This is a genomic window from Streptomonospora halophila (assembly GCF_039542725.1).
Classification (GTDB): Bacteria; Actinomycetota; Actinomycetes; order Streptosporangiales; family Streptosporangiaceae; genus Streptomonospora; species Streptomonospora halophila.
In genome coordinates this window covers 119,475-131,946 of record NZ_BAABIK010000003.1, presented here as the reverse complement: position 1 = coordinate 131,946, position 12,472 = coordinate 119,475, and the positions used below count along the sequence as shown (strand labels likewise).

The following is a 12,472-nucleotide window of genomic DNA, read 5'->3' as shown; positions in this document are numbered from 1 at the left end:
CCGCACCACCGGCACCCTCGCCGACGTCCTCGACCGCACTGCCAGCACCCCGGCCGACCTCCTGGACCGCACCACCGGCACCCTCGCCGACGTCCTCGACCGCACTGCCAGCACCCCGGCCGAGTTCGCCCACGGCCTGACCAGCGCCACTGCCTACGTCCTCAAGCGTCGACTGCAGGCCGCGGGTCAGGTTCTCCAGAATTTGCGGGTTGTTGTCGATCGTTTCCAGGACCCGCTCGATGATCGAAGCGACATTGTCGAGACGCACCTTCAACAGGGCCTGCGCCTCGACCCCCTTGATGGTGAGACCGACACGCCCGAGTTCAACATCCGCACCCACATTGAGTTTCACCAGGTCCAGGACCTCAGCCTGCAAAGACACCCGCGCCCGGAGGTTCTCGACCTCAAGCTGGATCTCGTCCACCTTGACCACCGGGACGTCGAGCAGTACATCCGGCTCTTCGGAAGCGGATCCGCGACCACTGCCATCGGGCCCGTGCGGCCTCCGCGAAAGCTTCTTCTCGTCGTCCCGCCTCCGCTTGGCGGACCTCTCCCCACCGTCTTCACGCGTTCGGGCGGGCGGCCGCGTCCTGCCCTGGCCGTCGCTGTCGTTTTCAGGCATGTCCCCCCCTACGACATCCTGGGCGCCGTCTCGGCCGCCAAGCGACGCTACGCGTCGGTGCGGCCGTTGCGGCGCGCGGCAGCACCGGCGCAGGCGATCCCGCTGCGCTCCGCGGCGCTCCGCATATCGACGCCATTTCCCTGGGTTGGTCCGGCGAAACCGTCTGACCTGGGTACTTCCAGCACCATCACTGTGGTTTAGGCAGGAATCGCCGGGATGAGGCGGCGGCCGTACTCCTCGGCACAGATGCGCCCGAGGGGGGCTGAGGGCTGAGGCGCGCCATCGCGCGCCACTGCAGCGTCCCTGCCCACGGTGCCGCGCGGTGTGGTGAAGGCAACCGGGCATGAACCCCGTCTGAACACTGACGGAAGAGTAGAGTCGACGGGTCGGCCGCCTTCCGTGCCGCAGCGGGTCCTGTCGAAGGAGCCACTCCGGAACCCGCGCCGGAGCGCCGCCCGATCCCCGCTCACGCGGCCGACCGCCCGGCCCCGGCGGTGCCGCCTGTCCACGTCGACCGAGGAGTCCTTTCTGCCTGCCCCCCGCACGTCCGCGTCCACCCCGCTCGCAGGTTCACGCCCCGCACCGCCGCACCCGGTTCTGCTCGTCGTTCTCTCCGGCACGGTGCTCGCGCGCTCAGCGGGCCCGGACAAACCGCCGGGATCTCCATCTTCGTCGACCACATCATCGCCGACGTCGGCATCAGCCGCTCAGCGGTCTCCACCGCCTACATGGTCGGCACCCTGTCGGGGGCGTTGGTCCTGCCCTGGATCGGCCGCGCCGTCGACCGCTTCGGCGTCCGCCCGGTGCTGGCCTGCGTCGCGCTGGCCTTCGGCGCGTTCCTGCTGCTGCTCGCCGGCGCGCGCGAGTTCGTTTCGCTGACCGCCGCGTTCGTCGGCGCGCGCGCCATGGGTCAGGGCGGTATGACCATGATCGCCACCACGGCCGTCGGGATCGCCGTCACCCGCAACCGCGGCACGGCTCTGGGCATCACCAGCGCCGCCGGGGCGGCCGGGATCTCCCTGTTCCCCCTGCTGGCCGAGCGGATGATCGCCGCCGTGGGGTGGCGGCACGCGGTGCTGGCCGAGGCGCTACTGGTCTGGGCGATCGTCCTGCCGATCGCGTGGTGGGGTATGCGCGGGGTGCGCAACGCCTCCGCCACGACGGACGAGTCGGGGACCGCGGGCCCGGCCGACGCCGCGGCCGCCTGGCCGCTGCGCGCCGTGATGCGCACATCGATGTTCTGGACGATCTCCGGCGCCGTAGCCTGCAGTGGGCTGGTCACCACCGCGGTCTTCTTCCACCAGGTCGCCCTGCTGGGCGAGCAGGGACTCACCCCCACGCAGGCGGCGGCGAACTTCCTGCCGCAGACCGTGGCCGGACTCGTGGCGTCCCTGGCCTTCAGCTCGGCGACCGACCGCTTCTCGCCCAAGCTGCTCATCGCGGGGTCCATGGCCGTGCACGCCGCCACCCTGGCCCTGCTGCCCTTCGTCTCACCGGGGATCAGCGCTATGGCCTACGGCGCGACACTGGGTGCCGCAGCGGCCGGCGCGCGCGCTGTGGAGGCGGCTGCGTTCCCCTACTACTACGGCACCGCCACCCTGGGCACGCTGCGCGGGCTCACCCAGTCCATCGCCGTGGCCTCCACCGCCGTGGGCCCGGTCCTGCTCTCCGTGGGCCGCGACGCCACCGGCTCCTACCAGCCCGTCGTGCTGGCACTGGCGCTTCTGCCCGCGGTCATCGCAGTGGCCGCCCCCTTCGCCCGGCGGCCCCGCGGGGCCACGGCAGCGCCGGCAGCCGAACCGGCCGAACCGGAACCGGTCGAGCCGACCGAACCGGCGCTGCGCCGATAGCCCCCCAGCGACCGCCCTCGGGCGCCCGCCACAAACAACTTCGCTGAGACAAAGGCAGAGCTGGTCGGCGGTGTCCGGCCCTGCGGAGACGCTCGCCGCCGCGCCGCCGCCCCTCCGCATGCACGCCCATACCGCCGGTCCCGCCGCCCGGGACCGTCGACGAGCGCGGCCGGCGATCCGCAGGCCCGCGCCCCGCGCAAGCGGAGCCGATCGGGTCTCCATCGGGCGCCGCCTCGTCCACGACGCCGGCGGCGCTCCCCTGGTGATCGACTGGCGCGCCCGCATCTCGGCGGCCTTCCACCGGGCCGGCCCCGACGACCCGCAGGGCGTCGTGCAGCGCCGGCGCTCCGGCTTCTCCGACGACGCCGAGCTCACCGCCTACGCGGACGAGCACCTGGCCGCCTCTGGGGCCGCGCACGACGGCGTCGCCGGCCGGCGACGAGCGGACCGACCCGACATCCATCGGGCGATGGAGAAGACGTGGTCCGCTCGTCCGAAGGGTGTCGCCCCATCAGCTCCTGTGCCTGATGGTGACGACCTCGACGGCGATTCCGCACCGGCGCAGGGCCACGGCGGTGCGGTACAGCTCGACCTGGGCCAGCGGGTAGAGGTTGTCGACGGTGACATCGGTGTGCTTGGCCAGCCGGAGGGCGAACACGACGGTCCTCGGCTGGAAACCGGTGAGGTCGCGCTCGGGGTCGATGCGGGCCACCGCCTCGGCGAACCATTCGCGCGCCTGACGCTCGTAGTGCAGGCTCTCCACGGCCGACTTGGCCTGGTTGAACAGGTGGCTCAGGCCCGCTGCCGACGAGGCCTGCTTGACATGGACCAGTTCGTTGCCGGGCCCCAGCAGGTCGCACAGTTCGACGCCGTTGCCGGAGTGGACCTCGGTGCGGGCGAGGTTCTTGTCCAGACAGAGGTAGCCGGGCTGCGTCTCGCCGACGCGCCGATTGTAAGCACCTTCGGGGGACTCCTTGTCGCGCCGGTAGGCCAGCAGGTCGGGCCAGTCGGGAAGGTCCAGGGAGGAGCCGCGCGCGAGGAGGTCCGCGACCTCGCGACCCACTTCCTCCAGGTAGCGGGGGCCGTACTCGTACCAGCGCCCGTCCCGCAGCACGTACATCTCACTGCCCGGCGACACCGTGGCATCGATCCAGTAGCACAGGTTGCGGTGCGTGGCGATCTCCCGCCGGCCGTCGGCGTCCTCGAACAGCTTGATCCAGCCGCTCTTGAGTGCCTGGGCGAGGGTTCCCTCCTTCAGGTGGCGGAGCCGCGCCACCAGGTCCTCCTCCCGGAGTTCGGTACGCAGCGGGCACGTCGCGGGGCCGATGCGGACCCGGAACGAACGCGCGTCGTCGAGCTGGTCGAAGACGTCCAGCGGCGGGGCGATCGCCAGCCCGACGGACTCCGGGTCGCGCAGCCCGTCCTCGACCAGCGACCAGAGCGCCTCGACCTTCTCAGGGGAACGGACCTCCTTGCGGTCCTCCAGGAACCGCATTTCCTCGCGCACCTGCCCGTCCTTCACGGTGGCGGCGATGAAGCGGATGTCGTTGACGAGGTCGGCCTGGTCGACACCGAGGTGGGTGCGGATGCCGTCCCCGCATTCGGCGAAACGCGCCTTCTCACCACCCCGCGCGGCCGTGAGCTCGTTCAGCCCGCACTTGGCCTTGAGCCGGTTCACCAAGTCCCGTTCGTGCCGGAGGCCGAAGGTGCGCACCGCCTGGCCGCGCGGGATGTGGGTGCTGCCGTACCGGTTCACGGTGTCCATGTCGCGGGTGTTCACGGTTGCCACCGTTGCCGGGTCGAGGGCGCAGGCGGCGAACGTGCGTCCGAACTCCGGGTCCCGGAGGTCCCTCGGGATGAGGTGGTGGCCGCCCCCGTAGCTGAACGCGTAGACGCGGTCGTCCACCGCGATGAGGACGGCGGCGACCGGGGACGTCTTGCGCAAGTCCAGGTCGACCGCGGTGGTCCGGGTGGCGTCGGCCTGCCAGTCGGGCGGGCGTTCGCCGCCGCGCATCCCGTACAGCACCACCGCGAGCATGCCGTCGATGCGGGTTGTTCTGAGGTCGAGCTGCCGGCGGGCGGTTCCGGCTTCGTCGAAGACGGCGCGCATGTCCTGCTCATTCGCTTCTACATCGGTCAGCCGGTACAGCGTGACCTCGCGGACGCGGCCGCCGGGTCGGGGCGGCTCGGCGTGGGGAAGTGCCGTTCTGGTTGTCATTGCGATCTCCCGGGGGAAGCAGCGAAACACGGTCGTGAACGCACCGTTGAGCACACACTCAACGGCGACTCCGTCAATGTACGTCGAGCTTGTGAACTTAGTCAACAGGCACATTTCTGTGTACATGTGTTCTACTGCACATGCGGCTGCGATAGGGTCAACACCATGGCTAGATCGGTGCCGGACACCGGCGACGGCGACGCCGCGACCGTCAGCGCGGCCGAGATCGCCCGCCTGGCGGGGGTGGGGCGCGCCGCGGTGAGCAACTGGCGGCGCAGGTACGGCGATTTCCCGGAACCGGTGGGCGGCACGGACACCAGCCCTTCGTTCGACCTGCGCGAGGTGCGCCGCTGGCTGGAGCAGCAGGGCAAGCTCGACCAGGCGCCGAGCGTGGAGTCGGTGTGGCAGCTCATGGACGCCGCGCGGGGCCGGCTGGACACCGCCGACGCGGTGGCGTTCACGGGTGCAGCCCTGCTGGTGGCGACCTCGGAGCGCGACACGGCGGGAATGGCGGATGCCGAGCTGGACGACTGTATCCGGGCGGTGTTCACAGCCGTTCCCGGCATCGGGGCTCCGGAGCTTCCCCCTGTACACACGTTCCGGGAGACGCTGGACGCCCTCGCCGAGCTGGCTCGTAGCCAGGGCGGTCCGCAGGAGGCGTTCGAGCGGCTCTACGAGCGCTTCCTCACCTCGGTCACCCGCCAGTTCACGGCCACCCCCGAGGAGCTCGCCGAGCTGATGGTGGATCTCGCCGGCCGCCCCGAGGGGACCGTGTTCGACCCGGCGTGCGGCGCCGCCACCCTGCTGCGCACGGCGTTCCTGCGCGGTCGGGGAGTGCGTCCGGTCGGACAGGAGTTGGCCGCGGGGCTGGCGCGGCTCGCCGGGGTGCGGCTGGCGCTGGCCGGTGCCGAACCCGATATCCGCGCGGACGACTCGCTGCGCGAGGACGCCTTCCCCGATCTGTCCGCCGACACGGTTTTGGTGAACCCGCCGTTCAACCAGCGGGACTGGGGTGTGGAGGAGCTGGAGTTCGACGCCCGCTGGGAGTACGGGCTGCCGGCGAAGGGCGACTCGGAGCTCGCCTGGGTGCAGCACGCGCTCGCCCGTGCCCGGCCCGGCGGTGCGGTCGTGGTGGTCCTCCCGCCGGGGGTGGCGTCGCGGCGTTCCGGCCGCCGGATCCGAACGGAGCTGCTGCGCCGGAGGGCGTTGCGCGCCGTGGTCTCGCTGCCCGCAGGGCTCGCGCCCCCGATGGGCATTCCGCTCATGCTGTGGGTGCTGCGGCGCCCCGCTGAAGGGGAGGCCGCGCCGTCCGAGGTGCTGCTCGTCGATGCCGCCGCGGCGGTCGTGGAGCCCGCCTGGCCGAAGGTGCGAGATGCGGTGCTGGCCGCCTATGAGCCGTTTGCTGCCGACCGGCAGGCCGGCGGCGGGGAGGCCGGCAGCGAGGAGGCCGGTTACTGGCGGGCGGTGCCGGTGGTCGACCTCCTCGGCGAGGACGTGGATCTCACCCCGGCCCGGCACCTCGCCCCGGCCGCCCCCGATGTGTCCGGACTCGGTGCGGCCCGGGAGGCCTTGGCCGGCCTCGCCGGTCGGCTCTCGGGTCTGCTACCGGATGTCGCCGAGGCGTCGCCGGGGTCACGGGCCACGGTGACCGTGCATGATCTGGTGCGCCGCGGGCAGGTCGAGCTGCTCTGGACCCCGTCGCACCGCCGCGGGGAGGAGGGCGTCCCCGGACCGGAATCCCGTCTCGCGTTCACCGTGAAGGAGGTGCTGTCCGGGGGGCCGCCGTCGCAGCGGATGCCGGAGGGTGTGGACACGCTCCGGGTGCGGGCGGGTGATGTGCTGGTGCCGCGCGCGCCGGTCCCCCGCCCGGCCGCCCGGGTGGTCGACGACACCGAAGCGGGAACTCCCGTCGCGGGCAACGTGGTGGTCGTGCGCCCGGACCCCGACGCGGTCGACTCGTGGTTCCTGGCGGCCGTGTTCAGCGGCTCCGAGGTGGCGCAGCGCTCCTCCTCACTCTCGTTGAACCGTTCCTCCCTCGTCGACGTCCGGCGGGTGGGGTTGCCGCGCCTGCCGCTGCTCGACCAGCAGCGGATCGGTGCGGCCTTCCGCCGGCTGGAGGAGTTCCGCGCCACTCTCGACGGGCTGTACCGGGCGGGTGACGACGCGCGGCGCACGATCGTCGACGGCCTGATCCACGGCGCGCTCCGCCCGGTCGCGGACGGGCCGGAAGGCACTTTCGACGAATGATCGGCGCCGGCTCGGCGGAACCGGTCGCGCCTGTCGTCACCGCGTCGCAGACTTTCCCCTGACCCCTTCATCCTTGGTAAGGAAGACCCGCCATGAGTTCTGAGCATCAGCGGCTCGCCGGTTTCCTCTGGTCGGTGGCCGACCTGCTGCGCGGCAGCTACAAGCAGTCGGAGTACGGCCGGGTGGTACTGCCGTTCACCGTGCTGCGGCGGCTGGAGTGCGTGCTGGAGCCGCACAAGGCCGCCATCATCGAGAAGCGCGACGAGCTGAAGGAGAAGGGCATCGAGAACCGGGAGCGCCAGCTCCTGTCGTTCGTCCGGCCGCTGGGGTTGAGCTTCTTCAACGAGTCGAACCTGAGCCTGCCGAAGATCGTGGGGGCCGAGACCGACGAGCATGTCATCGCCCGGAACCTGCGCACCTACGTCGGCGGTTTCTCCTCGACGGCCGCGGACATCTTCGAGCACTACGACTTCACCAACCAGATTGCCCGGTTGGAGAAGTCGAAGCTGCTGTACCAGGTGGCGGGCAGGTTTGCTGAGCCCGATATGGACCTGAGCCCGGAGCGGGTGTCCAACCACCAGATGGGCTACCTGTTCGAGGAGCTGATCCGCAGGTTCTCCGAGATCTCCAACGAGACCGCCGGTGAGCACTTCACCCCGCGGGAGGTCATCAACCTGATGGTGCAGCTGCTGCTGTCGCCGGACGAGGCCGAGCTGCTCACCCCGAGCAGGGTGTTCACCGTGCTGGACCCGGCGTGCGGGACCGGGGGCATGCTCACCGCCGCCGAGGACTTCATCACCGAGCACAACCCGAACGCGACCGTGAAGGTGTTCGGCCAGGAGATGAATCCGGAGTCCTACGCGATCAGCCGCTCGGACATGCTGATCAAGGGCGAGCCGGCCGACAACATCAAGCTCGGCAACTCCTTCACCGACGACCGGCACGCCGCACAGTCGTTCAGTTACCTGCTGGCCAACCCGCCGTTCGGGGTCGAGTGGAAGCAGGCACGTGACGAGGTCGAGGCCGAGCACGAGAACAAGGGGTACCGGGGCCGGTTCGGCGCCGGCCTTCCCCGGATCAACGACGGTTCGCTGCTGTTCCTGCAGCACATGATCCACCACATGCGCAGCCCCGAGGAGGGCGGCGCGCGCGTGGCGATCGTGTTCAACGGTTCCCCGCTGTTCACGGGCGGCGCGGGGTCGGGCGAGTCCGACATCCGCCGGTGGATCCTGGAGAACGACTGGCTGGAGGGCATCGTGGCCCTGCCGGACCAGCTTTTCTACAACACGGGCATCTCCACCTACTTCTGGATCCTGTCGAACAAGAAGGATCCGGCCCACAAGGGCAAAGTGATCCTGCTGGACGCCCGCGACGAGTGGGAGAAGATGCGCAAGAGCCTCGGCGACAAGCGCAAATTCATCCCGGACGACCGGATCGCGGAGCTGAAGAAGCTGTACGTGAACGCCCTCTCCGAGGCGGAGTCGGACCCGCGGGTGAAGGTGTTCCGGCCGAGGGATTTCGGGTACCGGCGGATCACGGTCGAGCGCCCGCTGCGGCTGCGTTTCGAGGTGACCGAGGAGGCGCTGGCCGAGCTGGAGGCCAACAAGACCCTCGCCAAGGACACCGACCTGCGAGACAAGCTTCTCGCCGCGCTGCGTCCTCTGGCGGGCCGGGAGCCGGTCTACAGCAGGGCCGATTTCGACGCCACAATGAAGGCCGCCTACGCCGACGCGGGCCTGACCGGTATCCCGGCCGCTGTCACCAAGCAGGTGTGGAACGCGGTCAGCGTCAGCGATCCGGAGGGCGAGCTGCAGAAGGACAAGAAGGGCGATGTTCTTCCGGACCCGGACCTGCGCGACAACGAGAACGTCCCGCTGGACGAGGATATCCATGCCTACCTGGAGCGTGAGGTTCTGCCGCATGTCCCGGACGCTTGGATCGACGAGAGTAAAACCAAGGTGGGGTACGAGATCCCGTTCACCAGGTACTTCTATGAGTACACCCCGCCGAGGCCACTGGAGGAGATCGACGCGGAGCTCCAGGAGCTTGAGGGCGAGATCCAGCGGCTGTTGGGGGAGGTGACGGAGTGAGCGCACGGCCTCTTAAATATGTTACATGGATTAATGCCGGACAGTCCCCGCCGTCAGCCAATGTATTCCCCCTCAATAATCGGACTCCATTTCTTCAAGGAAACGCAGAGTTCACGCACGTGCACCCTGCCGCCAAGTTTGAGTGTGAAACACCAAACAAAACTTGCAAATCCGGCGATATACTCATCTCCGTCCGCGCCCCGGTAGGCGCGTTAAATATCGCTGATCGAAATTATGGAATCGGTCGTGGACTTGTCGCAATCAGAGCCATAAATTGCAACCCCAGATTCCTGTGGTGGTGGCTTCACAGTCAGGTGGATCGGCTTCAATCGGTCGCCACGGGAACCACATATAAATCCGTCTCCTCAGAAGACATCGGATCGCTCTCGTTCCCCCAGATCAGCCTCGATGAACAGCGATGCATCGCCGATTTCCTCGATTCCGAAACAGCAAGAATCGATGGCATCAGAAAAACCAGGGAGCGCATGCGCGACCTTTTGACCTTGCGAAGAGAGCGTGTCATCGAGAAGCTGCTTGGCCTCGACGCCACCAACATTGTGACAAAGCCGCTGAAATATGGGACGCAATTAATCACGGTCGGGATAGTTGTCACCCCCGCCGCATGGTACGTCGATAGCGCCGGCATCCCTGCACTCCGGGGAATGAACGTCACATCAGGAAAGATCTCAAATAGCAATCTTGTCCATATCAGCCGAGAAGGCCACGCTGCACACCGCAAGTCCACGCTCCGTCAAGGCGACTTAGTCGTCGTCAGGACAGGTCAAGCCGGAGCGGCTGCCGTCATTCCGCCTGAACTTGACGGCGCAAACTGCATCGACCTTGTCCTGGTTCGACCATCACCTGACATGAACTCTAAGTATCTTGAGTATATCTTAAATTCTGACTGGGCAAAACGACGAGTTGAACAATATTCTGTTGGAAGCATTCAATCGCACTTCAACGTATCAGCAATGAAGCAAATGCCGGTTCCTGTTTTTCCTCTTGCGCAACAACGAGAAGTTACCAAACAGGTTGATAAAGAAGTATCAGCGATGGAGCAAATTCTTGCGAGCATGGAACGTGCGAACATCCTCCTCGCTGAACGGCGCCAAGCGCTCATCACTGCGGCTGTGACTGGGCAGATCGATGTGACGACAGCGGGGCGGGCGGCCGCGGGGTGACGTCGGGGCGTGGATCGACGGCCGCCGTGCCGGAGACTGGGATAAGGGTCAGCGTCGGATCCTGGTGTGGAAGTGGGCCCAGGTGACCATCGGGCCGGTGTAGTCGTCGGGGGTAGGGGTGTGGACGCCGCAGCACGGGTCGGCTTCGGCCGGCACGCGACCCCAGCCGTGGGAGAGAACGGCGGCGAGAACCAGGCCGCAGCCGCCGGGGCGCATTGGGTCGAAGGATCGGCGCTCGGCGCGGGTGGTGGCCTGCCCATGGTCGATCACCTCCAGATGGAGGACACCCGCCGCCAGACCGACGAGCCCCACGTCCACCTCGCCGCCGGGGCGGCCCGAGGCGGTGTGGCGCAGGGCGTTGCTGAAGAACTCGCTGGCCACCACTTCTACGGCGTCGGCCACGTCGTGGAAGTCGCGCACCAGCGTCCGCACCCAGAGGCGGGCCTCGCGGCACTGCTCCGCCACACCGGGAAAGCACCGGTAGGCGCTGAGCGTGAACGGGGAGAGTACGTCTTCCATCACGCCACCTCCGCAAGCGCGCCCGAAGCGGTCTGCGCGACCTGCTTACCGCGTGCGCGAGGGCGGCGGCTGAACAGGGCACGGACTTTTCCCGCGCCGCCCGGGTCCGCCGGGGGAAGCCCAGCGAGGACCGCGGCCACATCACGCGGAGAGTCCGCCGAATCCTGACCGTTCCGGCCCCAGACGAACCACCAGGAGTCCCCCAGCCACATGGCCACGACGGCGACCCGGCGACCGTCAGGTCCGGTGGTGTAGAGCACCGGATGGTTGGAACCCACCAAGGCGATCAGAGCGGGCCGACTGAACCCGTGGATCTCCTCCTGCAAGCGGGAGAGCAGGGAGCGGCGGACAGATCCTATGGACGGTTCGGGCGAGGGCATGGGCATGCTGACTCCTCCCAAGGTTGAAGTGTTGCTATTATGTTCGCAACAGTAGCTCAACACCAAAGCAACGTGACAAGCTTTCCCAGAAAAACTCGAAACCCGAGAGACATGTCCACATTTGGGAAGTCCGCGCTCCCAGTCATCCCGCTACGCCCGCGAAACGGCCACGGAGGAACGCATGTCCCAGGCACGCCAGAGCACCATCGCCGGTCGCGGCTTGGGGGCTGATCTGAGAGCGTTGCGCAACATGCGGGGATTCAGCCTCCGACACGTCGCAACACAACTTGGCTGGCAACCCTCCCGGCTCTCCCGGATCGAGACCGGGAAGCAGGGCATCACGACCGAAGACGTGGCCTCGCTCCTGGTCATCTACGGCGTCACCGGAGACGAGCGCGATCGTCTGCTGGCCAAGACCGAGCGGGCCGATGAGCCGAATCTGTGGGAAGTCCAGGGCCCACTGTCCCAAGAGTCGAGGACCCTCATCCAGATCGAGCCCGCCGCGACCAGCATCTTCAACTTCGAGCCGTTGCTCATGCCCGGATTACTGCAAACGCCGGACTACACGCGGGCACTCATGAAGGCGGGCGGTATTTCGGAGGACGATGCCGAAGTCCGGGTGGCCGCCCGAATGAGCCGCCAGGCGATCCTCAGCCGGGAGAAGCCACCGGCCTTTGAGGTGATCTTGGACGAGTGTGCACTTCAGCGGAACGTCGGTAGCCCGAAGATCATGGCACGCCAGCTCCGGCACCTCATCGAGGCCACCGAGCGTCCCAATGTGAACCTGTGGGTGTTGCGCTACTCCGTGGGCGCGCACACCGGTCTGGACGGCGCTTTCGCCCTGTTCGACTTCGCCAAGGACTGCCCTGTGGCCTACCTGGACCACAAGATCTCCGGGCTTTTCCTGGAGAAGCCGGAACAAGTCGACTTCTTCCGGACCGAGGCCGATAGGCTGAAGTCAGTCGCACTGACACAGCAAGAGTCCGTGGATACTGTTGCGGCCATCGCAAGAGAACTCGATCACGAATGAAGGCATCGCATGAGTACTCGTCTCTCAGCGAGAACCTGGCGTAAAAGCTCCTACAGTGGAACTAACGCCAACTGCGTCGAGTACGCCCAGCTCCCCTCCTCGGTCGCCGTGCGGGACTCCAGGCACCCCCAGGCGGGGCACCTGTCCTTCCCCAGGGCCGAGTGGTCGGCGTTCCTCACCGCTGTGAAGGCCGCCCGCTTGTAGAACTCTCCGACTCTTCCCCGAGGGTCGGGCTCCGGCGGCGGCATACCGGTAACTCGGGAGTCGCAGTGGCCGGATCGGGTCATCCACCGGGATTCGCTCCTTCCATCGAAGGGGTACGACGATCAGCGTCC

At 68.0% G+C, this 12,472-nt stretch carries 9 protein-coding genes; 6 read left to right on the top strand and 3 right to left on the bottom strand.

Annotated elements, in window-relative coordinates; genetic code table 11:
- Window positions 1-622, bottom strand: a 622-nt coding sequence (locus tag ABEA15_RS04115) for a hypothetical protein (RefSeq protein WP_345555555.1), incomplete at its 3' end; no start/stop codon positions are given.
- Between the two features lie 494 nt (window positions 623-1,116).
- Here ABEA15_RS04115 and ABEA15_RS04110 point away from each other — a divergent pair.
- The gene (locus ABEA15_RS04110) at window positions 1,117-2,472 is read left to right on the top strand and encodes an MFS transporter (protein ID WP_425579356.1); all 1,356 of its coding nucleotides are present in this window, start codon (window positions 1,117-1,119) and stop codon (window positions 2,470-2,472) included.
- Window positions 2,473-2,983: 511 nt separating this feature from the next.
- Here ABEA15_RS04110 and ABEA15_RS04105 read toward each other — a convergent pair.
- Window positions 2,984-4,690 carry a TIGR04141 family sporadically distributed protein gene (locus tag ABEA15_RS04105; protein WP_345555554.1) on the bottom strand — a complete coding sequence of 569 codons (1,707 nt, stop codon included), beginning with the start codon at window positions 4,688-4,690 and terminating at the stop codon, window positions 2,984-2,986.
- 165 nt (window positions 4,691-4,855) lie between these two features.
- Between ABEA15_RS04105 and ABEA15_RS04100 the strand changes: the two genes are divergently transcribed.
- The 3 genes from ABEA15_RS04100 (at window position 4,856) to ABEA15_RS04090 (ending at window position 10,208) form a co-directional block, all read left to right on the top strand.
- Window positions 4,856-6,937 carry an N-6 DNA methylase gene (locus ABEA15_RS04100; protein ID WP_345555553.1) on the top strand — a complete coding sequence of 694 codons (2,082 nt, stop codon included), beginning with the start codon at window positions 4,856-4,858 and terminating at the stop codon, window positions 6,935-6,937.
- A gap of 92 nt (window positions 6,938-7,029) precedes the next feature.
- On the top strand, window positions 7,030-9,027 hold the full coding sequence (locus ABEA15_RS04095; protein WP_345555552.1) for a type I restriction-modification system subunit M: 1,998 nt from the start codon (window positions 7,030-7,032) through the stop codon (window positions 9,025-9,027).
- A gap of 119 nt (window positions 9,028-9,146) precedes the next feature.
- Window positions 9,147-10,208: a restriction endonuclease subunit S gene (locus ABEA15_RS04090; protein ID WP_345555551.1), complete on the top strand. Its 1,062-nt coding sequence runs from the start codon at window positions 9,147-9,149 to the stop codon at window positions 10,206-10,208.
- Window positions 10,209-10,256: 48 nt separating this feature from the next.
- On the opposite strand, the gene ABEA15_RS04085 is transcribed toward ABEA15_RS04090, so the two are convergent.
- Entirely contained in the window at window positions 10,257-10,727 is a 471-nt protein-coding gene (locus ABEA15_RS04085) for an ATP-binding protein (RefSeq protein WP_345555550.1), read from the bottom strand.
- A gap of 561 nt (window positions 10,728-11,288) precedes the next feature.
- Between ABEA15_RS04085 and ABEA15_RS04080 the strand changes: the two genes are divergently transcribed.
- Entirely contained in the window at window positions 11,289-12,137 is an 849-nt protein-coding gene (locus tag ABEA15_RS04080; RefSeq protein ID WP_345555549.1) for a helix-turn-helix domain-containing protein, read from the top strand.
- A 9-nt stretch (window positions 12,138-12,146) separates the two neighbouring features.
- Window positions 12,147-12,341, top strand: coding sequence for a DUF397 domain-containing protein (locus ABEA15_RS04075; protein ID WP_345555548.1), 195 nt, complete (start codon window positions 12,147-12,149; stop codon window positions 12,339-12,341).
- Window positions 12,342-12,472 lie beyond the last annotated feature (131 nt).

Coding starts and splice junctions, on each gene's coding strand:
- ABEA15_RS04105 (WP_345555554.1), bottom strand. CDS start 4,690: ATGACAACCAGAACGGCACTTCCCCACGCCGAGCCGCCCCGACCCGGC.
- ABEA15_RS04100 (WP_345555553.1), top strand. CDS start 4,856: ATGGCTAGATCGGTGCCGGACACCGGCGACGGCGACGCCGCGACCGTC.
- ABEA15_RS04095 (WP_345555552.1), top strand. CDS start 7,030: ATGAGTTCTGAGCATCAGCGGCTCGCCGGTTTCCTCTGGTCGGTGGCC.
- ABEA15_RS04085 (WP_345555550.1), bottom strand. CDS start 10,727: ATGGAAGACGTACTCTCCCCGTTCACGCTCAGCGCCTACCGGTGCTTT.
- ABEA15_RS04080 (WP_345555549.1), top strand. CDS start 11,289: ATGTCCCAGGCACGCCAGAGCACCATCGCCGGTCGCGGCTTGGGGGCT.
- ABEA15_RS04075 (WP_345555548.1), top strand. CDS start 12,147: ATGAGTACTCGTCTCTCAGCGAGAACCTGGCGTAAAAGCTCCTACAGT.